The organism is Acinetobacter sp. NIPH 2100, from assembly GCF_000369805.1.
Classification (GTDB): domain Bacteria; phylum Pseudomonadota; class Gammaproteobacteria; order Pseudomonadales; family Moraxellaceae; genus Acinetobacter.
Genome location: NZ_KB850224.1, coordinates 3,182,450 through 3,205,084 on the forward strand (window position 1 = coordinate 3,182,450; position 22,635 = coordinate 3,205,084).

A 22,635-nucleotide genomic window follows, 5' to 3' on the forward strand; every position below is an offset into this window, starting at 1 on the left:
GCTTCTCCCCAAATACGCGTTTATCTTCCGTAGCGTATTAAATTAGTTTATAAATTTTATTGATGCATTCATGTACTGAGGATTGTTTAACAAACGACTCAATAAAAATACATGCCATTGTTGATTATGTTGATGAAAATGACCTTGGCAATAATCTTTCAATTTATTATCCAACTCATTATTTTGGGAGAAAAAACTCTTCTTATTAAAGTGTTGAATCCCCAAAACCTGATCAACGACCAACCCCACATAATGGTCTTGATGGCTAATACAAATAACTTTTTGCGTCGGGGAAAACTGACTTCGTTGTCCTGAGATAAAATGTGTTAAATCAGAAACCGAAAGTAGTCGTCCACGAATATTGGCCAAACCACGTACCCACGCCTGAGTATTTGGTACAGGTGTATATTTCGGAGGATAAATGACCTCCGAAATTTCCCCTAAAGGCGCAACAAAATATTGCCCCAACATCTCAAATGCAATACCAGACCAACGGCTGACTTCATTTTGAGTTGCAGTGTATTGCTTGTTACCTCGCTTGGATAAGCGAAGCAATTCGATAAATCCATTTGCTGCCATACCCTATCCCGTATTGAGAAGGCTCATCTTGAGCAAAAAATTAACTTAATAATTGTTTAATGACATCGATCAACTGCTGTTCATCAATCGGCTTGGTCAAATAATCACAAGCCCCTTGACGCTTACCCCATACACGGTCTGTAGCCTGATCTTTTGTACTAACGATCACAACAGGAATATGCTGTGTGTCTTTGCCTTTACTGATTTGGCGTGTCGCCTGAAAGCCATTCATCCCTGGCATGACCACATCCATCAGCACCAAGTCAGGAAGTTCTGCCTGCGCCATGGTCACCCCATCAGCACCGTTGGTCGCTTCTATAACGTCATAACCGTGCTTCGTCAAAATTTCTCTAAAGCGAAATGTTTCAGTAGGTGAATCATCTACAATAAGTATACGAGCCATTTTTTCCTCAATCTTTAATTTTATGCGCTAACGTGGTTGCGAATCGCATTTAACAGCTCATCTTTACTAAATGGCTTGGTTAAATATTCATCCGACCCCACAACACGCCCTTTGGCCTGGTCAAACAAACCGTCTTTGCTTGACAACATAATCACTGGAATATTTTGATAATTTAGAGAATTTTTAATTAATGCACAGGTTTGATAACCGTCTAAACGAGGCATCATGATGTCTACAAAAACGATATCTGGATTGGCTTCTGCGATTTTTGATAATGCTTCAAAGCCATCAACAGCAGTAATGACCTCACAACCTTCACGTTGCAACAAGGTCTCAGCTGTACGACGAATCGTTTTTGAATCGTCAATCACCATCACCTTTAAATTTTGAAATTTATCTTCCATTTATTGTCCTGCCCCAATACTCAATACAAATTATGGTTGGTTTAATTTGTTTTATACACATTAGTTGATATTTTTAACATATCTTTACTTGCATTATCAATGAAGTTTTTTGAACCAATCTATCAGTTTCTCTAAACAATCCTAAACAGTTCACACTTTTGATTAAATTCCTATTTTTTTTGCTGGATAACTATTTTTAAATGTATAAATTAGCACTAATATACAACTGATTATTATTTAAAAATAAGTGATTTAATTAACTTTTTTACGGGGAATGTAATGACTGGTTCGTTAAAGTGCGGTTTCCGCATTCGTCACTTTACAACGATTACTCGTAGTTACATTTGTTGTTTTTTCCTATTGCTCTTTGTTAGCAGTTCATCCTTTGCCACGACTGAACAGTCTAAAGCAGTTTGGTATCGTTATTATGACAAAAACAGAGTTGCCAATGTCAGCACCTCTGTCACACCAGAACATATCCGCTATGGTTATGAAGCACTTGACCGCAATATGCAAGTGATCAAACGTAATCGACCTTACAATGCTGCCGTAGATGCCCAACAATCCTCTCAACGAGAATCTATTGCTCGTCGTCGCGAGCAGGATCTGAAACTAAAACGAGCCTATGGCAGTCCGCAAATTGCAGCAGCGAAACGCGATCAGATTTTAGCCACCCTAAAAAAACAGCTGAATTACCAACAAGAACAATTACAACAGTTGCAGAAGGATAAAATTGGCTTTAAACGCCAAGAAATGGAATATCACCGTAAAGGCGAAATGCTGCCCGCACAGCTCAAAAGCAATCTGGAAAATAACGCCCAGAATATTGAAAATGTCAAAAAAACCGTTGAAAGCTTACGCAATGCCTATCACAAAACCGAAGTGGAATATACCGACATTATTAATCGTTTAAATGCGCTGAGTTCAACTTAAGCTCTCGATATTCAATAAATTGCATTCCCATCTCGACATTAATCTTTATACAATTCCAATATTTACAGTCTTTGCGATACTTTATACTGCGCGAAATTGAATGATTCATGTCATAATGCCAATTGCTCAAAACTGAGCCCATTATTTTGCTCATTTTATAGCACTTTTTAAATAACACTTAACTTTAGGACAGTTTCCATGCGCGCAAGCCGCTTTTTATTTGCAACGTTAAGAGAAACCCCAAATGATGCTGAGGTCATTTCACACCAGCTCATGTTACGTGCGGGGATGATTCGTAAATTAGCTTCTGGCTTATACTCTTGGTTGCCCATGGGAACGCGCGTTTTAAAGAAAGTGGATGCCATTGTTCGCGAAGAAATGAACCGTTCTGGCGCATTAGAAGTGTTCATGCCTGTTACACAACCTGCTGCACTGTGGGAAGAATCTGGTCGTTTTGAACAATACGGCCCAGAGTTATTACGTTTTAAAGATCGTCATGACAATCCATTCGTGTTGGGTCCAACACATGAAGAAGTCATTACCGACCTCGCGCGTAATGAGCTTAAAAGCTATAAGCAATTACCATTGAATTTTTATCAAATTCAAACGAAATTCCGTGACGAAATTCGTCCACGTTTTGGTGTGATGCGCTCGCGTGAATTCATCATGAAAGATGCTTATTCTTTCCATGCTGACCAAGCGTCTCTGCAAGAAACTTATGATGTGATGTATGACACTTATAGTCGTATCTTCTCTCGTCTCGGTTTGGACTTCCGTCCAGTACAGGCAGATACAGGTTCAATTGGTGGTTCTGCATCGCATGAATTCCATGTACTTGCGTCAAGTGGTGAAGATGACATCGCCTTCTCAACTGAGTCTGACTTTGCCGCAAACGTTGAAATGGCAGAGGCACTTTTAGTCGGAGAGCGCGCTGCAGCGACTCAAGCATTGACCTTGGTGGATACACCAAACCAGAAAACCATCGCTGATGTGTGTCAGTTCTTAAATGCAGACGCAAAGCAATCCGTCAAAGCATTATTGGTACAAGGTCCAACCGATGAAAAAGGTCATACACCTGTTGTTGCCTTATTCTTACGTGGTGATCATGAACTGAATGATATTAAAGCTGAAAAGCATCCATTGATTGCATCACCGTTAACTTTCGCAACTGAAGAGCAATTACAGCAACATGGCTTAACTGCAGGTTTCTGTGGTCCTCAAGGCTTGGTTGAAAAAGGCTTAACCGTAATTGTAGATCGTGCTGTATCGGTCTTATCTGACTTTATCGCGGGTGCCAATGAAGTCGACAAGCATACAACAGGTGTAAACTGGGACCGTGATGCAACATTTACAGAAGTCTTCGACCTGCGTAATGTAGTTGAAGGCGATCCATCTCCAGATGGTAAAGGTACGATTTTAATCAAACGTGGTATTGAAGTCGGTCATATTTTCCAACTGGGTACAAAGTATTCTGAAGCTTTGGGCTGTAAAGTCCTAGGTGAAGATGGCAAACCATTTACCGTCACCATGGGTTGCTATGGTATCGGGGTTACGCGTGTGGTTGCAGCAGCAATCGAACAAAACTTTGATGACAAAGGCATTATCTGGCCACAAGCGATTGCTCCTTTTGAAGTTGCAATTGTGCCAATGAATGCGCATAAATCACCACGTACGCTTGAAGCGGCTGAAGCACTCTATGCTGAATTACAAGCACAAGGTTATGACGTATTGCTCGATGATCGTAATGAGCGTCCAGGTGTGAAATTCTCTGATCTTGAGTTGATGGGTATTCCTCATCGTATTGTGATTGGTGAGAAAGGTTTGGATGCGGGTACTTTTGAATACAAAGGCCGTCGTGATGCTGAAGCCAGCAACCTGAATAAAGAAGAACTATTAGCCAAACTTATTCGCTAATTGAAATTCTGAATCTAAAAAAGCCGTTTCAATGAAACGGCTTTTTTATTTGAAGACTAAACAGTGAGGTCTTTAATGGTTTCCGATGGTCCATTCTTTTTCACCGACTCAATCCCCTTCTCACGTGACTGCTCACTCGAGTATAACTGACTGTTACCAATCACCTGATGGTTTGCAGCTTTTAAATTAAAATACGGCTTCTCATTTTTAGATGTTAATCGTTCATAACGACCATCATCAGGACTATTTTTTTGTACTGATGCAATTCCGTTCAATGCAGCTGCTTTGGTTTTATATAATTCACTTGTTAAAACAGTCTCACTGTTTCCTGCTTTTAATACGAAGCGATATTGCCCATCACTCGCCTGACTGACTTCAAACCATCCTGACATAAAGACCTCTATTTTTGGAGTTACTATTGATTGTTATCTCATCCAATATAGATCAGCTATTACCGTTTAAGAAGATTAAATTTTGTTCATTTTTGGTAATTTATGTAATGAATAAAAAGGAGCATTTTCATGCTCCCAAATAAAAATAAACTAAACTTTTTTCACAAATTCAGATTTTAATTTCATTGCACCCACACCATCAATTTTACAATCAATGTTATGGCCATCACTTGCATCTGGTACCAAACGAATACTCTTCACCTTCGTTCCGACTTTAACCACAGATGAAGAGCCTTTAATTTTTAAATCTTTGATAACCGTAACGCTATCCCCATCAGCCAAAACATTACCGTTGGCATCTTTAATGATGTCTTGTAATTCTGAAGCTACCGCTTCCCCTTCCTTCCATTCATGTGAACATTCAGGACAAATCAATAAGTCGCCATCTTGGTAAGTATATTCTGATTGGCATTGTGGGCAATGTGGAAAAGACATAAAAGAAACTCAAAACGACTATTATGATGGATAGACGCAGTTTTTCAAAATTTTAGGTTTGAATCGCATTTCCGAGCAAATAATTTTGAAGTACCAAAGCATGATTAAGTTCTGGATCTTTGGCTGCATAAATCAGTGTCAATTGCTGTTGCTCTGCCATTTCTCGGAGCTGCTGTACATCAGGATTCTCTTTAAGCTCTTGATAATATCCCTCCTGAAAACTGAGCCAGTGTTCAGCCTTGTGGCAAAAGGCTTGTCGTAATTCTGTCGATGGTGCAATTTCTTTCAACCATAGATCTAAATGCGCGCGCTCTTTCGAAATTCCTCTAGGCCACAAACGGTCAACCAATACACGCTGCCCGTCGCTTGGCTCTACAGGATCATAAATACGTTTAATCTGAACTTGCACGCGATTCTCCTACAGCTTATCCGTTCAACTTTCCATTGATATATCGCTCACTTGCCCTTTTGCATCAAAACTCACGCAAATAACATAGTTAGTGATGTCATCTGGCAAAGTAAAATCCAGCATGTCATAACTGTCTATATCCTCATCTTCCCATTGATGAGCAAGCACCAAAAATTCTAGCACCTGCACAGGTGTTGGTGTTGAGGTTGCAAAGTGCTTTTTCCAATAGGCTGGCTCCACTTCCTCCAAATGGTGTTGAATAAACAATTCCACACTATCTTCGGCTTGTTGATTGTCCAATGCTTCACGCATGGCGATACGCGCAAGTTGTTCACGGCGTTCAACAATCGCTTGTTCTGACATAGCATCCCCCGATGTAATGATCATCCTAAACTCTGTAGTTAAGATTAAGTTGTTTGCGTTATTGATCTGGTATTTGTGCTTGTACCAACAAGCCTAATAAATAAAGTGATTCTTGCCAACCGAGATAACAGGCCTCAACAGGAATCGCATCAGGGATTCCCGCTTGTGTAATATGCACTTCGGTACCGACCAGCACTTGCTTCAATTGAATGGTGACCTGAATATCACCCGGTAAATTCGGATCGTCAAAGCGATCGGTATAACGCAGAAGTTCATTGGGTACCAGTTCAACATAGGTGCCACCAAAGGAATGTGAACTCCCCGTTGAGAAATTGGTAAATGATATTTTATAAGTCCCACCCTGTTGTGGGTCTAAATGATGCACTTTTGCGGTAAATCCATGCGGTGGCAACCATTTAACCAGTGCATCGGGATCAAGAAAAGCTTTATAAACCCGTGCAGGTGGTGCATTAAATACGCGATGTAATCGGACGGTACCTGTCATTCTTATTCTCCAATATCACTATTATTCTGTTGGATCGATTCATCATAGCGATTTATTGTACAAATGCTATGCCTTCAATCGCCCATTTGAGCACGAATATCGAGAATCTCAAGCTGCTTTTTTGTGAAAAATGGCGCAAAATAACAGTCCATATTTTAGGGTCTGTTGACATTTCACAGATGCTTGTGACAGAGGGCATTTTTTTAGACAATACAAGGCATGTTTTGCGAAACTTAGTTCTTTCTAAGTAAGCGAGACATAACGCAGTAGTGACTAAAAATGCCCCTGTCCCACAGGGTTATGGCTAAAACCTCCATAAACTTCGTTATGAAAATTGACAAGGGGTCACCATTGCCATCGTTTCATGTCTTGTTTATGTCGTTTTAGCCGATAACACAATGCATGGCTGAAATATCAACAGCCCCTAGTAATCAGAACGCAGATTTAGGATTGATCTATGAGTCAGCTTGCTTTTACTGCTTTTAGTTTAAATGGTGTCGATGCACAAAATTTTTTGCAAGGTCAAGTGACGGTTCATGTAGAACGCTTGCCTGAGAATGAAAGTCGCTATACCGCTATTTGTGATTTAAAAGGACGTATTCATTTTGGTTTATGGATTAAAAGATTAAATCCAGAAAGTTTTGAGCTTGTGGCCACTCAAGATCAAGCTGAAGAATTGTCTAAACACATTAAAAAGTTTGGTGCTTTTTCTAAAATGAAGTTAGAAGAAGTTGGAACAGTTTATCCAACTGTTGTCGGTACGCAAACCGAGTTCTCTGCAACAGCGACAGATATCACGACTTGGCAAATTCAAGCAATCCAATCTGGACAAGCTTGGATCAGCCAAACCACGGAGCATTTGTTCCAACCTCAAGAATTACGCTTACATCAACGTGATGGCGTGCATTTTGATAAAGGCTGTTACCTTGGTCAAGAAATCGTGGCACGTCTTTGGTTTAAAGCAAAGCCAAAACACTGGTTGCATTTAATTCAAGCCAAAGATGTAGTACCAGCGCCTGCAACGCAACTTAGTAAAGACGTCGAAGTCGTGAATAGTATTGCTTTTGAAGAAGGTTATTTGGCTTTGGTCATTGCAAAACCTGCTGCACTGGAAGAACTTGGTGTGACGGTTTTAGAACTTCCTGAAGCGCTCAATGGCGATGTGGCTCGACCAAGCTAAATACTTGTAAAAGTTAGGCTTTGATTTTATATTAAAAACTCATGTGTTATCGCGGCTGCTAAACCCGATCAACTCATGAGTTTTTTTAATATGGATGATTTATCACAACAACGTAATCGAGCATGGCGACGTAAACAAAAATTTCTATTTCGTGGTCGAGACTGCAGACATACATCTCTGTGTTAGAAGCCCCCTAAACAATGGAAATATCTGTATACACGACAAGACAAACTTGCACGTGCCAGACAATTAGGAATTGAATACCCTCGAATTTCTAACGCAAGATATTTACGTGAAGCCCAATTCAATTCTTGGATTTAAAATACTGAACACACTTTTCATTTGTAGCCGCAATCAATGGCGCAGTCCAACTGCCGAACGTATTTTCGCTCAAGGGTATGGCCTACATACCCGTTCAGCAGGAACCAGTCGTCATGCTCAACATACGATTTCATTCAAAGATATTGCTTGGGCCGAGCAAATTTTTGTGATGGAATCACGACATAAACAACAGATCAAAGAAAAATTTTCAAAACAATTGCTGCATAAAAAAGTATTTGTCCTCGACATCCCTGACGACTATCAATACATGGATCCTGAACTGATCGAATTGCTACAATTGGCAATTCAGCCTTATTTGAAATAAAGTTTGATTTAGATTCTTGTCGAAAGCCAAAATGAACGTTATTGTTCAATAATTCTCATCAATCTAAATGCACAATGAAAATAATGATCAAGACCTGGTTATCTGTACTCAGCTTGAGTCTGCTCAGCGTACAAGGCCTACATGCCGATAGCAAAACACTGGAACGAAACTTTAAACAGAATTATCCAGATATTCCTGTCAAATCCATCAGCTCCTCTCCTTTACCTGGTATTTATGAAGTCTATGCCGCGGGTAAAATTATCTATACGGATGAAACAGCCAAATACCTGTTTTTCGGCAATCTCCTCGATGTCAAAAATAAGAAAAATCTGACCGAAGAGCGCTTAGCAGAATTTGGTAAAATTGATGTCAAACAACTGCCACTCGATCAGGCAATTAAATATATAAAAGGCAATGGAGCACGTACCCTCTACGTCTTTAGCGACCCTGATTGTCCTTATTGCCAAAAGCTCGAGCAGCACATGACTTCGGTTGATAATGTCACCGTGTATCTGTTTTTGTTCCCGCTGAAAAAATTACATCCACAAGCTGAAGCGGTTGCCAATAAAATTTGGTGCTCGAAAAATCAGTATGAAGCTTGGGAAGATTATATGCTGCACCGCAAAGCCCCTAAAAATGCTGCACAGTGCGAGACTCCAATACAGAAGAATCTCGCCCTAGGTCAAAAATTACAAATCGATGGCACACCAACCTTATTCTTGCAAAATGGCATGCGCCTCTCAGGCAGTCCACAAAATGCTGAACAAATTGAGCAACTCTTAGAAGAAGCCGGTCGCTAGAAATATAGATCAAATATGAAGGCTTGTTGACCATTTTGCCACAAATGACTCGCAAGCCTTTCTTTTAAATTTCAATATTATTCAATTGATTTTTAAAAGTTTTAATAAAAATAAAGATTCCCTACCCCATCCTGCATCGTCACGATTTATACAAAATCCTTATTTACATTTTTCAGCAAGCTTTTATGATGGAGGCAGCATATTGAGTTCTGCTATGCAAAGGATGAAAGCAGATCAACGTGAAAGGAAAATAAAGATGAAAAAATTGCTCATTGCGAGTTTAATCACTATTGCAAGCCATGCAGCATTCGCCGCAGACAGTAAAACTTCGGCTACCAAAACAGATCCACTGTTTACCAAAGCAACTCAACTCTATGAAGCAAAGGACTATCCTGCTGCTTTTCAAGAAATGCAACGTTTGGCCAATACAGGCAATAAGCAAGCGATCTATAATATTGGTTATATGACTCAAGCTGGGCAAGGCACTGCGCGAGACGAAAAAAAAGCACTGCAATATTATCAAGATGCTTCTAATAAAGGCTATGGACCAGCAACTTTTAGCTTGGCTCAAGCCTACCATAAAGGCACACTCGGTCTTGCCAAAGACCCACAAAAATATAAACAGTATTTAGAAAAAGCATCAGTTCAAGGCTCAGATGAAGCAACAGTTGAATTTGCGGATCTACTATTCAGACAAGGAAAACCTGAATATGACCAATTGGCTGTGCAAAAGCTCCTGCCTTTACTTCGCAAAGATTATTATCCAGCGAGAAATCTAAAAGCTGTGTATGACCTTGGGATCGGAGTGAAGAACAAAAATCCATTCATGCAACAGCAAGCGGTTGAAACGCTAAAAGATCTTGCTAAAAAGAACTACGCCCCGTCTCTCGTGATTCTTGGCAATATGTTGGCCAATGGTACTATTATTGATCAGGACCTAGAGCAGGCGAAAAATATTTTTTCTCGTTTAGCTGAAATAAATTATCCAAATGCACAAGAATCATTAGCCAAAGTCGAAGAAGCAATCGCTGCAAAAAAAGCCGCGCCAGCTCCAACACCGAAGAAATAAATCATTAAACAGCAGCTCAATATTGAGCTGCTGTTTTTCTTTTTCTAGAATTGCTTGCTGACTTTAATTCCAGCACTCCAATTACGCCCATCTGCAGGCTCAAAGAATCGGCTGTTACTATCGTTTACAATGACAGAACCTGCATAGTTTTTATCAAAAAGGTTATCTACACGCGCAAAGCCATTAATCCCCCAATCTGCATATTTCCATGCATAGCCTGTATAAGCTGAGGCAATCGTATAACTTTCAGCTGCATCACTATTGATATCATCAACATAGACCTTATCCATGTATTGAGTATCAAGTCCTGCATAGAAACCCTGCTCTGGTTTCCAAGCCAATCCAATAAAGGCTTGGTTCTTAGCAATACCCGGAATCGCATTACCCTTTTCAACCGCCTTTACAGCACCAACAGCAGGAATAGCCGCGTCGAATTTAGCATCCAAGTAGCCGTAACTGGCATTGATTTCTAAGTCTTTCCAAAGCTTTTTATTCCAAGCAAGCTCAGCACCTTGGCGTAAGGTTTTATCCGCATTCCTAAAGGTTGCACGACCATTCGAGGTTCCTGCAGAAACAATGTCATCCTTCGTTTCGCTCTGGAAAATCGCCAAAGTGAAATCACCAAACGGATTTTGCGACTTCAAACCCACTTCATAGTTATCACTGGTCGATGGTTTTAGAGAAAAATTAAATCCAGACTTTTGAGGATCAGCTTGATAGGCCATCTCAGTAAACGTTGGTGTTTCAAAACCTTTGGCATAGCTGGCGTAAGCCAATAACTCAGGTGCAATTTGCCAACTTAAAGCGGCTGATGGCAACACCTTGTTGTAATCCGTTTTATCACTATCATTGCCGTTACTTAAATAGTGATCCTTAGATTTGTAATGCACATTACTATAACGCACACCCGTATCTAAACGCCAAGTCGGTAAGAATTGCCATGAAGCCTGTAAATATGGATCAACATTCCACAAACTATTGTCTTCATCACGACGTAAATTGCCTTTTACCCCATAAGAAGGCTGACCATTTTGTAGATTAAAATTTTCATATCCTTTGCGGTCTTCATCCATGCTATCAACGGCAACCCCTGCACTAAAAGTGGTATTAGGCAACAGTTCTTTACCTGTCCAACGGAAATCAGCACCGTAATAATTACGTTCGAAATCAATCACACCACCCGCATGATTGGGATTTCTTTGACCTGAATAAATTGGGTTACCTTTATCATCCAACGTTACTGTTCCGCGTGGTATAGATTGATATTGAGTTACCTGACGATTACCCAAATAGGCCATTGCATATAATTCATGCTGATCATTAATCGGTTTAGACCAAGTCACACCGGTTTGGGTTTGCTCAATATCTTTCCGAACGTTATATACATTATTTGTATCATTCGCTTGACGCGGATTTTGCTGCCACTGCGCTCTATTTAATCCTTGTGGGTCATCTGCATGAATTTTGACATAGTTGGTGACCCAGTTAATTTTGCTGCCATCATCCAAATTCCACGTCAATTTTGCATTATTTAATACTTTTTCTGCACTGCTATGATCTCGATAACCATCCGTATCAAAGTAAGATGAACTGATGATATAGCTCGGTTCATTTTGATTTTTTGCGCCACCTTGCAACACCAGACCTGCGCGATTTTTGTTATGGCTGCCACCCGCATAACTCATCTCAATCGAATCTTTGCCCTGTCCCTCTCGGGTTGTTGCGAGAATCGCACCACCTGATGAGTTGCCGTATAATGAAGAAAATGGACCTGTTAGTACTTCAAGATGGCTCAAGCTACTTAAATCAATATTTGAGGTTTGGCCCTGACCATCTGGCATCGTAGCTGGAATACCATCTGTATATAAGCGAATCCCACGCACACCAAAGGTAGAGCGCGCACCAAAACCACGCATCGAGAGTTGCAAGTCTTGAGCATAATTTTCACGATTCCGCAATTGTACACTTGGAACACCTTTAATCACTTCGGTTAAATTGACCTGTGCAGATTGATCATTTTTAGGCATTTCGACCCTAAAAATTGATGCAGGGGTTTGCATATAAGTGGTATCGGTACGCGTTGCTTCAACTTTAATCGCTGGAAGCTGCACGGCTTGTTCTGCATCAGGTGCAGCAGCCCAAACAAGGGAGTTGCTTAACCCCATACACATTGCAACGCAACCGTATAAAAGGTTAATTTTTGGTGAAGGCATGAAGATTCCTTATTTCTCAAAATTTCAAAGAAAGGCTTTTTAAAAAGTAAGAGTCTGATTATTTTATATTTATCTTACACATTTAACTTTAGCTAAAACCATCAATCGCGTTACCGATCTGCATTAGCAAATAAAATTAAATACCGTCATAATTGTAAGTGAAACATTTACCCTCATTGTATTGTTGTTGAAACAACTTGAGCTCAATATGCCCGAACTTCCTGAAGTTGAAACCACTAAAACCAGCCTACTCCCTTTGTTAGAGCAACGCGTTCAAGCCGTCAAAGTATTGAATGCAAGCTTACGTTGGCCTATTCCCAATGACCTGGATAAATTAATTGGACAACGTTTAACCCAGCTTAAACGCAGGTCTAAATATATCTTGGCGGAATTTGAACAAGATCAGATGCTTTGGCACTTGGGTATGTCTGGTAGCTTTCGTCTTTGCCAACCTAATGATGAATTGAGAAAACATGATCACCTCATCATTGACTTTGATGATCAGCAACTTCGTTACCACGACCCACGACGCTTTGGATGTATTTTGTGGTTAGACCAACAGAATCAAACCAAGTTGATCGATACACTCGGCCCTGAACCACTCAGTGAAGACTTTAACGCAGCTTATTTACGCGAAAAGCTCAGTAAAAAAAATGTCGGCATTAAAATTGCTTTAATGGATAATCATGTGGTGGTTGGTGTCGGCAATATTTATGCGACTGAAAGTTTATTCAATATCGGAGTTCATCCAGCACAACCTGCTTCGACGCTGAGCAAAACACAAGTGGAAAAGTTGGTCATTGAGGTTAAACGCATCTTAAAACAAGCAATTGATTTAGGCGGGTCAACGTTACGTGACTATAGCAATGCCATGGGCGAAAATGGTTATTTCCAACAAACCCTCTTAGCATACGGTCGTGCTGGTGAGATGTGCGTGAATTGTGAAACGACATTGGAAAACTTAAAGTTAGGACAACGTGCCAGCGTATTCTGCCCACAATGCCAACCCCTGAAGTTAAAGAAAGCTTAAGCAAATTGAGATGTACCCAAGGAGAACAAATCATGCAAACGGCGATTGTTCGACATATTCTAGTCAAAGATAAAGATTTGGCTGAGCAGCTAAAAAAGCGCATTCAGTCCGGTGCTGATTTTGCAAAAGTCGCCAAGCAATATTCGACCTGTAATTCTGCAAAACGAGGCGGTGAACTTGGCGAAGTCAAAAAAGGACAACTGGTTTCAGTGATCGATAAGCTGGTATTCACTGCTGCTGAACGTATTTTACACGGCCCAATTAAAAGCCAATTTGGTTTCCATTTGGTCGAAGTTAAATTCCGTATGGATAGTCTGAGATAGTACCTTTGAGCTTAAATTCTGATTTAAGCTCAATCATACGATTTGGCCTACTTAGTAATTATTTTAGTCCTGAGCTTTCATCACATAGGTCCATGCTTGGATTGTTTCGCCTGTAGCCAGTGTGGCATCTACAAGTGCTCTTTGGTATTGCATCCCTTCAAAATCATCCAGCATTTGCCAGTTCTGCTCTAATTTTTCTGTGCTAAATAAATAACCCTCAACCAGAGGATCTATGTCATTCAACACGATTGCAGGTAAACCTATATCGGGCCCCCAATCTAAAATATGAACCGTGCCATGTACAAAAGCCTGCTGCCATTCCCCACCGATCTCACCCAAAATATGGGCATTTTCTCGATTTGGGCAAAGTGTACCGTAAACAAATAGTCGATTCATGATTGATCCCCTCGCAATATGCACAGCATCTTAAAATGAAAGCAGCAATTTTTCTACGTCAAAACGACTATTTTCAACAGCGTCTTGCTCCAATAGACAATAAAAAACGGCATCAAAATGCCGTTTTTTACTCAAGATAATTTAGCCTTGTTTTTTCAATTCATCACGGATTTCACGCAACAATTGAACATCTTCAGGAGTCGCTTCTGGCTCAGGTGCAGCTTGTTCTTGTTTGCGGATACGGTTCATGACTTTCACCAACAAGAATACTACCCATGCCAATAACAAGAAGTTAATCAGAATGGTTAAGAAATTACCATAGGCAAAGATATTTAATCCTGCATCCTGAGCCGCCTTTAAGCTCGTCAGATTATTTGGATTATCTCCAAGCACCAGGAACCAATTACTATAATCAACATCACCACCCAAGATCCACGAGATCACGGGCATCACGATATCTTTAACTAATGAATCAATGATTTTACCGAATGCGCCACCAATAATGACACCAATCGCTAAATCCATCATATTGCCTTTGATGGCGAATTCTTTAAATTCTTTAATAATACTCATCTATAACTCTCCAGAGTTGAACTTGATCGCAGCCTGTTTTTGCATTCTTTATTACACAAGTGCAGTTATTCATGATAATGATGATAATTTAATATTTTTATCAAAAAAAGAAAGTTATTTCACACTTTAACAACATATTTTATTTTAATAAAAATATGAACTTAAGCATGAAGCAGTGATTTATTTTATGCAATAAAAAACCGCTAAATAAATTTAGCGGTTTTTTCATTTTTCAATAAAGAAAAATTATTTGTCGCGGTTACGCTTACGTTCGTTTTCAGTCAAGTAACGCTTACGAATACGAATCGATTTTGGTGTTACTTCAACTAATTCATCATCTTCAATGAATTCAAGCGCTTGTTCAAGCGTATATTCCATTGCAGGTGTTAAAGTCAAAGCTTCATCAGTACCTGATGCACGAACGTTAGTTAACTGTTTCGCTTTAGTTGGGTTAACAACCATATCATCAGAACGAGAGTTAATACCAATGATCATCCCTTCATATACTTCTAACTGTGGTTTAGCGAATAAACGACCACGGTCTTGAAGTGTGAAAAGTGCATAGCCCAAGCAAGTACCTTGAACCATAGAGATCAACACACCATTTTGACGTTTCGCAACAGTACCTGCTTTTGCTGGACCATAATGCGAGAAGCTTGATGTCATGATCCCTGTACCAGAAGTCATGGTTAAGAATTCTGAACGGAAACCAATCAAACCACGTGAAGGTACAGTTGCTTCAATACGGATACGGCCTTTACCGTCAACTTCCATATTGGTCATCTCACCTTTACGGAAGCCCATTTGTTCCATTACAGAACCTTGGTGTTGTTCTTCAACGTCAAACGTTACGTTTTCGAATGGCTCTTGTTTTTCGCCATCGATTTCTTTCATGATCACTTGTGGACGTGATACGCCCATTTCGAAGCCTTCACGACGCATGTTTTCGATAAGAACTGAAAGGTGAAGTTCACCACGACCAGAAACTTTGAAACGGTCTGGACTGTCAGTATCTTCAACACGTAATGCTACGTTGTGAATTAACTCACGATCAAGACGCTCACGAATGTTACGTGAAGTTACAAATTTCCCTTCTTTACCAGCAAAAGGAGAGTTGTTTACTTGGAATGTCATCGAAACTGTAGGTTCATCTACAGACAATGGCGGTAAAGCTTCTACATTTTTCGGATCACAAATCGTGTCAGAAATATTTAATGCATCAATACCTGTAATACACACGATATCGCCTGCAGATGCTGTTTCAACATCAACACGCTCTAAACCGTGGTAACCCATGATTTTTAAGATACGACCGTTACGAGTCTTACCTTCTTTATCAATTACAGTAACTTGAGTGTTTAATTTTACTGAACCACGTTGGATACGACCAACACCGATAACACCTACGAAGCTGTTATAGTCAAGTGATGAGATCTGCATTTGGAATGGACCATCAACATCAACTGCTGGTGGTTCAACGATATCTACGATGGTTTGGAACAACGGAGTCATGTCTTCCGCTAATTCTTCTGGTGAAGGACCAGCAACACCGCGTAAGCCTGAAGCATAAACGATTGGGAAGTCTAACTGTTCGTCAGTACCACCAAGATTATCAAACAAATCAAAAACTTGATCGATAACCCAGTCTGGACGCGCGCTTGGCTTGTCAACTTTGTTGATAATCACGATTGGCTTCAAACCACGTGCGAACGCTTTTTGCGTTACGAAACGAGTTTGTGGCATTGGACCTTCTTGTGAGTCTACAAGTAGCAATACACAGTCAACCATCGACATTACACGTTCCACTTCACCACCGAAGTCGGCGTGTCCTGGGGTGTCCACAATGTTAATGCGGTATTCGGTGTTTGTACGGGCATCTAACCATTTGATTGCAGTGTTTTTTGCAAGAATGGTAATACCGCGTTCAGACTCAAGCGCGTTAGAATCCATAACACGTTCAATCTCGCCTGCGCGATCACCAAGAGCACCTGATTGTTGTAAAAGTTTGTCTACAAGAGTCGTCTTACCATGATCGACGTGCGCAATAATGGCAATGTTACGGAGAGTTTTAATATCTGACATGTAAAATTCGATACGCTTTAAATTTGAGGGCAAATTATACAGAAGAATCCTAAACTTTAGTAGTGACAGTTTATTGACAGAGCACTTTTTTTCTGACGAAGTGTTATAGAATCGTTGGTAAAGCGAGCTAACTCTATTAGAATATTCCACTAATGCTTCTGGCTTTTTATACTCCCATGTCGAATTCACAACCTCAGCAACAGCTTGATCTAGTCTACGGACTCAATGATCGTCCGAAACCTTTTGTTGCATTTTTAGCCGCACTTCAACATCTTTTAGCGATTTTAGTCCCGATTGTCACCCCAGGTTTACTGATCTGTTTGGCATTAGGCGTGTCGCGCGAAGACACCAATATGATCTTATCGATGTCTTTGATCATCTCAGGAATTGCAACCTTTTTACAATGTAAAAAAGTTGGTCCCTTTGGTGCAGGACTTTTGATTGTTCAAGGCACAAGTTTTAACTTTATCGGTCCAATTATTGGTATTGGTAGTGCAATGGTTGCTGCTGGTACGCCTGTTGAACAAGTCATGGCAGCCATTTTTGGTGTTGTGATTGCGGGTTCGTTTATTGAAATGGGCGTTTCTCGAATTCTACCTTGGGTGAAAAGACTGATCACGCCACTGGTGACAGGTATTGTAGTACTTCTGATTGGCTTAACTTTGATTAAAGAAGGCCTGATCAGCATGGGTGGTGGCTATACTGCAATGCAAGACAATACGTTTGCCAATGCAGATAACCTGATTATGTCATGCACCGTACTTGGCATTATCATCCTGTTAAATCGTATTAAAATAATTTGGGTGAAAAGTTCAGCAATTTTAATTGCACTGGTGATTGGCTATATTCTTGCTGGATTCATGGGACATTTAAACTTTTCAGTACTCAATGATGCTCCCTTGATTCAAATTCCAACACCGATGCATTTTGGACTTAGCTTCTCATGGAGTTTGTTCATTCCAATGGCATTTATCTATTTAGTCACCTCACTTGAAGCCATTGGTGATGTCACGGCAACCAGTAAAATTTCAAATGAGCCTGTTGATGGCCCAATCTGGATGCAGCGAATTAAAGGTGGCGTCCTGGTCAATGGTGCGAACTCTTTCTTAGCGGGTATCTTCAATACCTTCCCAAGTTCAGTGTTTGCACAAAACAATGGTGTCATTCAACTCACGGGTGTTGCAAGCCGCTATGTCGGCATCTGGATTGCCGTATTATTGATTATTTTAGGACTGTTTCCTGCTGTTGCTGCGGTGATTCAAGCCGTACCACAAGCAGTGCTTGGCGGTGCTGTGATGGTCATGTTTGGCGCTGTCGCTGCGTCTGGGATCAATATTCTTTCTAGTATTCACCTTGACCGCCGTGCGTTGCTGATTATTGCGATTTCACTTGCACTTGGTCTAGGTGTTGCGCAAGTACCTCAAATTCTTGAGCACCTCCCAGAACTATTTAAGAATATTTTTAGTTCGGGTGTCGCAACAGGTGGTATTGCCGCTTTGATTTTGAATATTGTTTTACCTGAAACACATAAATAATCATCCAACCATCACAAGTGCCCAGTTTCACGACTGGGCTTTGTTTTTGATGAGAGATCAAAATGGATCCACGTAGTGAAGTTGTCATCCGACAACAAAATTATTTAAATGGGCAAGTCTTATTGATTAATGCTCCAAATGATCAACTCGCCAAAAATTTACCCGACACAGTTCAAGCTTCCGTATGGACTTGGAATTATGCTGATCATCAAGGTTTTATCAGCTCTGGCATTCATTCTCATTTTTCCGTGGAATTTCCACAAGCAACGTTTGATCAAGTTGTTATTTTTGTTCCTAAGTCTAAAGAATTACTGAATTATCTTCTGCACGTTGTGGCCAGCCATTTAGAACTCAATCAAAATGTTTTTCTCGTTGGTGAAAAAAAAGGCGGCGTTGAGCGGGCAGCAAAACAATTACAGCAGTACGGTAAAGCCCTGAAACTGGATAGCGCACGCCATTGCCAATTATGGCAAATGAAAATTGAAAAAACTGAACAGTTGAAACCACTTGAATATTGGTTAAAAAGCTATACAGTTCAAGTGAATCAAGAACAATTAGAAGTTTGCGCGCTACCTGGTGTCTTTAGTCAAGATCATTTAGATGTCGGAACAGCCGTATTAGTCCCTTACCTTAGCCAAGTAAAATCAGGTAAGATTGCCGACTTTGGTTGTGGCGCTGGAATTATTAGTGCTTATTTAGCCAAGCTAAATCTGAACCAGCAAATTTTTGCACTTGATGTTGATGCATTTGCTTTACGGTCTACTGAACTGACTTTTCAGAAAAATCATCTGGATTTCAATCAGTTAACTCTACAGCCTGTAACAGGGTTTAAAGATGCACCCAAAGATTTGGATGCCATCGTAAGCAATCCACCTTTTCATCAGGGGATTCATACCAATTACGATGCAAGTGAAGAACTTTGCCAACTTGCGAAAATACATCTGAAAAATTCAGGTGAATTATGGATCGTGGCAAATCGTTTTCTGAACTACCCTCCGCTCATTGAACAAAGTTTTGGTCAATGTGTGGTGAAAGCTGATCAACAAGGATTCAAGGTGTTATATGCCTGTGCAAAATAAACGTTTTAAGGAATTTTTATGAGCGATACATCTGCTCCTCAACACCTACAGCGCAAGCTCGGGGCACGCCACCTGAACATGATTGCCATTGGTGGATCGATCGGCACAGGCTTATTCCTTGCTTCAGGTTCAACCATTGCCACTGCGGGTCCAGGTGGTGCGTTATTGGCCTATGCCCTGATCGGGATCATGATTTATTTCTTGATGACCAGTTTAGGTGAATTAGCCACGCATAATCCGACATCAGGTGCATTCTTTACCTATGGCAGCCGTTATGTCGAAGATGGCTTTGGTTTCGCCCTAGGTTGGAACTATTGGTATAACTGGGCGATTACCGTTGCATTTGAATTGGTTGCTGTTCAGTTCATTATGAAGTTCTGGTTCCCCGATATCCCAGGCTTCTACTGGAGTGCGATTTTCCTTGCCATTATTTTTGGGATTAACGCTTTAACAGTCAAAGGTTTTGGTGAAAGTGAATTCTTATTCTCTTTGATTAAAGTCATTGCCATTATCGTGTTTATCGTGATTGGTATCTGGATGATTGCTAAAATCATGATGACACCAAATGTATCGGTATTTCAGCACTGGACTTACAAGGAAGCGCCTTTTGTAGGTGGTTTGCAAGCCTTGATCGGGGTTGCCATGATTGCCGGGTTCTCATTCCAAGGAACTGAGATGGTGGGTGTTGCCGCAGGTGAATCAAAAGATCCGAAAAAGACCATTCCATTGGCGATTAAACAAATCTTCTGGCGTATTTTACTGTTCTATATCCTGTGTATTTTCATCATCGGAACATTGGTGAGCTATGATGATCCACTGTTGTTAAAAGCGGCACAAAGCGAAGATATTGCACTTTCACCATTCACGTTATTGTATGAAAAAGCAGGGTTTGCCTTTGCAGCAAGTTTGATGAATGCAGTGATTCTCAGTGCGATTTTATCTGCGGGTAACTCGGGCATGTACTCTTCTACCCGTATGCTATTTGATATGGCAAAACAAGGTCGTGCACCGAAATGGTTCTCAAAACTGGATGGTCGTGGTGTACCAATGAATGCGCTTTATGCAACCACTGCCGTAGCTGCATTGTGCTTCCTAACCACGTTTATTGGTGAGAAACAGGTATTTAACTGGCTACTCAACATGTCTGGTATGTGCGGTTTCATTGTCTGGTTAGGGATTGCAATTTCACACTACCGTTTCCGCAAAGGTTATATTGCTCAAGGCTATAAAGTTGAAGATCTGGCCTACCGTGCCAAGTTTTTCCCTTTTGCACCATGGTTTGCATTTATTCTGTGTTCAATCATTATCTTGGGACAGAACTATCAAGCACTCCTTGGCGGTAAAGTTGATTGGTTAGGTCTAGTTTCAACCTATATCAGCATTCCATTATTCTTGGCGATTTGGTTGGGTTATAAGTGGAAACATAAAACCAAACTGATTGCTTATAAAGACATGAATGTGAAAGAAGGCGAATAAAAACCACTTTTCACTTGACCCAAATGAAAATATGAGTAGAATTTCGCTCATATTTTCAACCACAGCACATATAGGAGGACGACAGCATGCCATTACAACTAGGAATTACACCATAAGATTTGGCACTGTCGACTCACGGACAAGTGTACAAATCTGTTAATCACTTGTCCGAATGCTCTATTCAACCTAGCATTCGCTAGGTTTTTTTATGCCTATTCGGACGAAAAATAAAGAGGGGCTGCTGACATTTCATAGATGTTTGCGACAACACCTCCTACCCGAGACAAGAAAATGGGCATACAAAAAATACTCAATGCCGATGCTCAATATGGCGTTCCAGTGAAAATTTTCACCAACGATATTGATAGCGAAAGTATTGAACAGCTAAAAAAAATGGCACAACTGCAATTTGTGTATTCACATATTGCAGTGATGCCTGATGTACACGTTGGCAAAGGCGCAACTGTAGGCAGTGTCATACCCACCAAACATGCAATCATTCCCGCAGCTGTCGGTGTTGATATTGGTTGTGGTATGAATGCAATACGGCTCAATCTAAAAGCTTCCCAGCTTCCAGACAACCTCGCACCGCTACGCCATGCTATTGAACGCAAAGTCCCCGTGGGCTTTGAATTACACAAACAGGTAAAAGCAAAAGCTTCGAGTATCATCCCTCTGGAGAAACGCTTACAACCGATCATAAAAAAACATCCAGGTTTGGTTCGGATGTTAAGAAAGTTTGATGCAACTTGGCAAAAACAACTTGGCACCTTAGGTGGAGGTAATCACTTTATTGAACTCTGTTTAGATGAGAATCAAGATGTCTGGGTGATGCTGCATTCAGGCAGCCGTGGCTTAGGCAATGTGATTGGTAGCTATTTCATTGAATTGGCTAAGAAAGAAGCTCAACATCGCTTTGGACATGTACCCGATAAAGATTTGAGCTATTTTGCCGAAGGGTCAAATAGCTTTCATGATTATGTTGAAGCAGTTGAATGGGCACAGGAATATGCTTTTGAAAATAGACGTGAAATGATGCGTCTGATTTTAGAGGCAATCCGTCCACTACTGCCACCCTTTCAAATGACCAAAGAAGCAATTAACTGTCATCACAATTATGTCAGTCGAGAAAATCATTTTGGTGAGGACTTACTGATCACCCGCAAAGGTGCAATTCGTGCTGGTCAAGATGAATTAGGAATAATCCCAGGTTCAATGGGAGCACGTTCCTATATCGTCAAAGGTAAAGCTCATCCTGAGTCATTCTGCTCATGTTCACATGGTGCAGGAAGAAAAATGAGCCGTAGTAAAGCAAAACTACTCTTTAGCCAAGATGACTTGATTCAGCAAACTCATGGTATCGAATGCCGAAAAGATAGTGGCGTTATTGATGAAATACCAAGTGCATATAAAGATATTGATCAAGTCATGGCAAACCAATCAGATTTGATCGAGATCGTGCATACACTCAAGCAAATTTTATGTATCAAAGGATAATCAAATGAAACTAAAAGATATGCCTAGAATCAAAGTACGTAATCCTGTTGCACTTTCCCCTTTACTACATAAAGGTGGAGTTCATGAAACAGAGAAACCCCGTGCACAACACCGTCGTGATAGACAGAATGCCAAACAGCAGCTTAAAAAAGAAGTCTGGTAGGCTATAACATACGACTTAATACGTATACATTCATATAGGAGTAATCAAAATGTCTAACACCCCAAATTATCTGAATAAAAAAAGCGACTCTGACGAGTCGCTTTTTTTATTCAGTTCAAAAAACTCAAATTATTGAGCTTGTTGACCTGGTTGTACTAGAACAGTACGGCTACCAG

25 protein-coding genes and 1 pseudogene are annotated in these 22,635 nt (G+C 40.5%); 14 read left to right on the forward strand and 12 right to left on the reverse strand.

Going from position 1 to position 22,635, the window contains the following annotated elements; translation table 11 throughout:
• Positions 1 to 42 precede the first annotated feature (42 nt).
• The 3 genes from F887_RS03405 to pilG are packed head-to-tail and all read right to left on the reverse strand — an operon-like array spanning position 43 to position 1,386.
• The gene (locus F887_RS03405) at positions 43 to 579 is read right to left on the reverse strand and encodes a chemotaxis protein CheW (RefSeq protein WP_005150072.1); all 537 of its coding nucleotides are present in this window, start codon (positions 577 to 579) and stop codon (positions 43 to 45) included.
• A gap of 40 nt (positions 580 to 619) precedes the next feature.
• Positions 620 to 982: a response regulator gene (locus tag F887_RS03400; protein ID WP_004652355.1), complete on the reverse strand. Its 363-nt coding sequence runs from the start codon at positions 980 to 982 to the stop codon at positions 620 to 622.
• Positions 983 to 1,002: 20 nt separating this feature from the next.
• The gene (gene pilG, locus F887_RS03395; protein ID WP_004652356.1) at positions 1,003 to 1,386 is read right to left on the reverse strand and encodes a twitching motility response regulator PilG; all 384 of its coding nucleotides are present in this window, start codon (positions 1,384 to 1,386) and stop codon (positions 1,003 to 1,005) included.
• A 279-nt stretch (positions 1,387 to 1,665) separates the two neighbouring features.
• On the opposite strand from pilG, the gene F887_RS03390 reads away from it, so the two are divergent.
• Positions 1,666 to 2,319 (forward strand): hypothetical protein, encoded by a 654-nt coding sequence (locus F887_RS03390; protein ID WP_005296575.1) that lies wholly within the window; start codon positions 1,666 to 1,668, stop codon positions 2,317 to 2,319.
• A 198-nt stretch (positions 2,320 to 2,517) separates the two neighbouring features.
• Positions 2,518 to 4,233 (forward strand): proline--tRNA ligase, encoded by a 1,716-nt coding sequence (locus F887_RS03385; RefSeq protein ID WP_005296577.1) that lies wholly within the window; start codon positions 2,518 to 2,520, stop codon positions 4,231 to 4,233.
• A gap of 56 nt (positions 4,234 to 4,289) precedes the next feature.
• Here F887_RS03385 and F887_RS03380 read toward each other — a convergent pair whose 3' ends face one another.
• The 5 genes from F887_RS03380 to F887_RS03360 all read right to left on the reverse strand — a co-directional run bounded on the left by F887_RS03380 (position 4,290) and on the right by F887_RS03360 (position 6,403).
• Positions 4,290 to 4,625, reverse strand: a complete 336-nt coding sequence (locus F887_RS03380) for a YegP family protein (protein ID WP_005150067.1) — start codon at positions 4,623 to 4,625, stop codon at positions 4,290 to 4,292.
• A gap of 150 nt (positions 4,626 to 4,775) precedes the next feature.
• Positions 4,776 to 5,120 carry a zinc ribbon domain-containing protein YjdM gene (locus tag F887_RS03375; protein WP_005296582.1) on the reverse strand — a complete coding sequence of 115 codons (345 nt, stop codon included), beginning with the start codon at positions 5,118 to 5,120 and terminating at the stop codon, positions 4,776 to 4,778.
• Between the two features lie 52 nt (positions 5,121 to 5,172).
• On the reverse strand, positions 5,173 to 5,529 hold the full coding sequence (locus F887_RS03370) for a DUF488 domain-containing protein (RefSeq protein ID WP_005296585.1): 357 nt from the start codon (positions 5,527 to 5,529) through the stop codon (positions 5,173 to 5,175).
• A gap of 24 nt (positions 5,530 to 5,553) precedes the next feature.
• Entirely contained in the window at positions 5,554 to 5,916 is a 363-nt protein-coding gene (locus tag F887_RS03365) for a DUF2004 domain-containing protein (protein WP_005296587.1), read from the reverse strand.
• A gap of 34 nt (positions 5,917 to 5,950) precedes the next feature.
• Positions 5,951 to 6,403 (reverse strand): SRPBCC family protein, encoded by a 453-nt coding sequence (locus tag F887_RS03360; protein ID WP_171067488.1) that lies wholly within the window; start codon positions 6,401 to 6,403, stop codon positions 5,951 to 5,953.
• A 451-nt stretch (positions 6,404 to 6,854) separates the two neighbouring features.
• On the opposite strand from F887_RS03360, the gene F887_RS03355 reads away from it, so the two are divergent.
• From F887_RS03355 to F887_RS03340, 5 genes and pseudogenes are all read left to right on the forward strand, one after another.
• Positions 6,855 to 7,577, forward strand: a complete 723-nt coding sequence (locus F887_RS03355) for a CAF17-like 4Fe-4S cluster assembly/insertion protein YgfZ (RefSeq protein WP_005296592.1) — start codon at positions 6,855 to 6,857, stop codon at positions 7,575 to 7,577.
• 90 nt (positions 7,578 to 7,667) lie between these two features.
• A pseudogene (locus tag F887_RS18855) lies at positions 7,668 to 7,898 on the forward strand (hypothetical protein).
• Positions 7,870 to 8,223, forward strand: a complete 354-nt coding sequence (locus F887_RS03350; RefSeq protein WP_005296594.1) for a low molecular weight protein tyrosine phosphatase family protein — start codon at positions 7,870 to 7,872, stop codon at positions 8,221 to 8,223. Before F887_RS18855 ends, F887_RS03350 begins: the two are co-directional and overlap by 29 nt.
• A 74-nt stretch (positions 8,224 to 8,297) precedes the next feature.
• A complete protein-coding gene (locus F887_RS03345) occupies positions 8,298 to 9,023 on the forward strand; it encodes a DsbC family protein (RefSeq protein ID WP_081401648.1) in 726 nt (241 codons plus the stop codon).
• A 256-nt stretch (positions 9,024 to 9,279) separates the two neighbouring features.
• The gene (locus tag F887_RS03340) at positions 9,280 to 10,092 is read left to right on the forward strand and encodes a tetratricopeptide repeat protein (protein WP_032862975.1); all 813 of its coding nucleotides are present in this window, start codon (positions 9,280 to 9,282) and stop codon (positions 10,090 to 10,092) included.
• A 44-nt stretch (positions 10,093 to 10,136) separates the two neighbouring features.
• Here F887_RS03340 and F887_RS03335 read toward each other — a convergent pair whose 3' ends face one another.
• Positions 10,137 to 12,305, reverse strand: coding sequence for a TonB-dependent receptor (locus F887_RS03335; protein WP_005296601.1), 2,169 nt, complete (start codon positions 12,303 to 12,305; stop codon positions 10,137 to 10,139).
• Positions 12,306 to 12,513: 208 nt separating this feature from the next.
• On the opposite strand from F887_RS03335, the gene mutM reads away from it, so the two are divergent.
• Both mutM and F887_RS03325 read left to right on the forward strand, forming a co-directional pair.
• A complete protein-coding gene (gene mutM / locus F887_RS03330) occupies positions 12,514 to 13,335 on the forward strand; it encodes a bifunctional DNA-formamidopyrimidine glycosylase/DNA-(apurinic or apyrimidinic site) lyase (protein ID WP_005296602.1) in 822 nt (273 codons plus the stop codon).
• 32 nt (positions 13,336 to 13,367) lie between these two features.
• Entirely contained in the window at positions 13,368 to 13,658 is a 291-nt protein-coding gene (locus F887_RS03325) for a peptidylprolyl isomerase (RefSeq protein WP_005150039.1), read from the forward strand.
• Between the two features lie 63 nt (positions 13,659 to 13,721).
• Here F887_RS03325 and F887_RS03320 read toward each other — a convergent pair whose 3' ends face one another.
• The 3 genes from F887_RS03320 to typA all read right to left on the reverse strand — a co-directional run bounded on the left by F887_RS03320 (position 13,722) and on the right by typA (position 16,709).
• On the reverse strand, positions 13,722 to 14,054 hold the full coding sequence (locus tag F887_RS03320) for a gamma-glutamylcyclotransferase family protein (RefSeq protein ID WP_005296603.1): 333 nt from the start codon (positions 14,052 to 14,054) through the stop codon (positions 13,722 to 13,724).
• A gap of 141 nt (positions 14,055 to 14,195) precedes the next feature.
• A complete protein-coding gene (gene mscL / locus F887_RS03315; RefSeq protein ID WP_005150037.1) occupies positions 14,196 to 14,627 on the reverse strand; it encodes a large conductance mechanosensitive channel protein MscL in 432 nt (143 codons plus the stop codon).
• A 246-nt stretch (positions 14,628 to 14,873) separates the two neighbouring features.
• Positions 14,874 to 16,709 carry a translational GTPase TypA gene (gene typA / locus F887_RS03310; RefSeq protein ID WP_005150036.1) on the reverse strand — a complete coding sequence of 612 codons (1,836 nt, stop codon included), beginning with the start codon at positions 16,707 to 16,709 and terminating at the stop codon, positions 14,874 to 14,876.
• 176 nt (positions 16,710 to 16,885) lie between these two features.
• Here typA and F887_RS03305 point away from each other — a divergent pair, with 176 nt between their 5' ends.
• The 5 genes from F887_RS03305 (at position 16,886) to F887_RS18690 (ending at position 22,459) form a co-directional block, all read left to right on the forward strand.
• Complete coding sequence (locus F887_RS03305; RefSeq protein ID WP_005150035.1) at positions 16,886 to 18,244, forward strand: uracil-xanthine permease family protein; 1,359 nt, start codon at positions 16,886 to 16,888, stop codon at positions 18,242 to 18,244.
• A gap of 62 nt (positions 18,245 to 18,306) precedes the next feature.
• Positions 18,307 to 19,323 carry a class I SAM-dependent methyltransferase gene (locus tag F887_RS03300; protein WP_005296605.1) on the forward strand — a complete coding sequence of 339 codons (1,017 nt, stop codon included), beginning with the start codon at positions 18,307 to 18,309 and terminating at the stop codon, positions 19,321 to 19,323.
• A gap of 18 nt (positions 19,324 to 19,341) precedes the next feature.
• A complete protein-coding gene (locus F887_RS03295) occupies positions 19,342 to 20,799 on the forward strand; it encodes an amino acid permease (RefSeq protein WP_005296608.1) in 1,458 nt (485 codons plus the stop codon).
• Between the two features lie 291 nt (positions 20,800 to 21,090).
• Positions 21,091 to 22,296: an RtcB family protein gene (locus tag F887_RS03290; RefSeq protein WP_005296610.1), complete on the forward strand. Its 1,206-nt coding sequence runs from the start codon at positions 21,091 to 21,093 to the stop codon at positions 22,294 to 22,296.
• A 4-nt stretch (positions 22,297 to 22,300) separates the two neighbouring features.
• Complete coding sequence (locus F887_RS18690) at positions 22,301 to 22,459, forward strand: hypothetical protein (protein WP_005296612.1); 159 nt, start codon at positions 22,301 to 22,303, stop codon at positions 22,457 to 22,459.
• The last annotated feature ends 176 nt before the right edge of the window (positions 22,460 to 22,635 follow it).

Coding starts and splice junctions, on each gene's coding strand:
- F887_RS03405 (WP_005150072.1), bottom strand. CDS start 579: ATGGCAGCAAATGGATTTATCGAATTGCTTCGCTTATCCAAGCGAGGT.
- F887_RS03400 (WP_004652355.1), bottom strand. CDS start 982: ATGGCTCGTATACTTATTGTAGATGATTCACCTACTGAAACATTTCGC.
- pilG (WP_004652356.1), bottom strand. CDS start 1,386: ATGGAAGATAAATTTCAAAATTTAAAGGTGATGGTGATTGACGATTCA.
- F887_RS03390 (WP_005296575.1), top strand. CDS start 1,666: ATGACTGGTTCGTTAAAGTGCGGTTTCCGCATTCGTCACTTTACAACG.
- F887_RS03385 (WP_005296577.1), top strand. CDS start 2,518: ATGCGCGCAAGCCGCTTTTTATTTGCAACGTTAAGAGAAACCCCAAAT.
- F887_RS03380 (WP_005150067.1), bottom strand. CDS start 4,625: ATGTCAGGATGGTTTGAAGTCAGTCAGGCGAGTGATGGGCAATATCGC.
- F887_RS03375 (WP_005296582.1), bottom strand. CDS start 5,120: ATGTCTTTTCCACATTGCCCACAATGCCAATCAGAATATACTTACCAA.
- F887_RS03365 (WP_005296587.1), bottom strand. CDS start 5,916: ATGATCATTACATCGGGGGATGCTATGTCAGAACAAGCGATTGTTGAA.
- F887_RS03355 (WP_005296592.1), top strand. CDS start 6,855: ATGAGTCAGCTTGCTTTTACTGCTTTTAGTTTAAATGGTGTCGATGCA.
- F887_RS03345 (WP_081401648.1), top strand. CDS start 8,298: ATGAAAATAATGATCAAGACCTGGTTATCTGTACTCAGCTTGAGTCTG.
- F887_RS03340 (WP_032862975.1), top strand. CDS start 9,280: ATGAAAAAATTGCTCATTGCGAGTTTAATCACTATTGCAAGCCATGCA.
- F887_RS03335 (WP_005296601.1), bottom strand. CDS start 12,305: ATGCCTTCACCAAAAATTAACCTTTTATACGGTTGCGTTGCAATGTGT.
- mutM (WP_005296602.1), top strand. CDS start 12,514: ATGCCCGAACTTCCTGAAGTTGAAACCACTAAAACCAGCCTACTCCCT.
- F887_RS03325 (WP_005150039.1), top strand. CDS start 13,368: ATGCAAACGGCGATTGTTCGACATATTCTAGTCAAAGATAAAGATTTG.
- F887_RS03320 (WP_005296603.1), bottom strand. CDS start 14,054: ATGAATCGACTATTTGTTTACGGTACACTTTGCCCAAATCGAGAAAAT.
- mscL (WP_005150037.1), bottom strand. CDS start 14,627: ATGAGTATTATTAAAGAATTTAAAGAATTCGCCATCAAAGGCAATATG.
- typA (WP_005150036.1), bottom strand. CDS start 16,709: ATGTCAGATATTAAAACTCTCCGTAACATTGCCATTATTGCGCACGTC.
- F887_RS03305 (WP_005150035.1), top strand. CDS start 16,886: ATGTCGAATTCACAACCTCAGCAACAGCTTGATCTAGTCTACGGACTC.
- F887_RS03300 (WP_005296605.1), top strand. CDS start 18,307: ATGGATCCACGTAGTGAAGTTGTCATCCGACAACAAAATTATTTAAAT.
- F887_RS03295 (WP_005296608.1), top strand. CDS start 19,342: ATGAGCGATACATCTGCTCCTCAACACCTACAGCGCAAGCTCGGGGCA.
- F887_RS03290 (WP_005296610.1), top strand. CDS start 21,091: ATGGGCATACAAAAAATACTCAATGCCGATGCTCAATATGGCGTTCCA.
- F887_RS18690 (WP_005296612.1), top strand. CDS start 22,301: ATGAAACTAAAAGATATGCCTAGAATCAAAGTACGTAATCCTGTTGCA.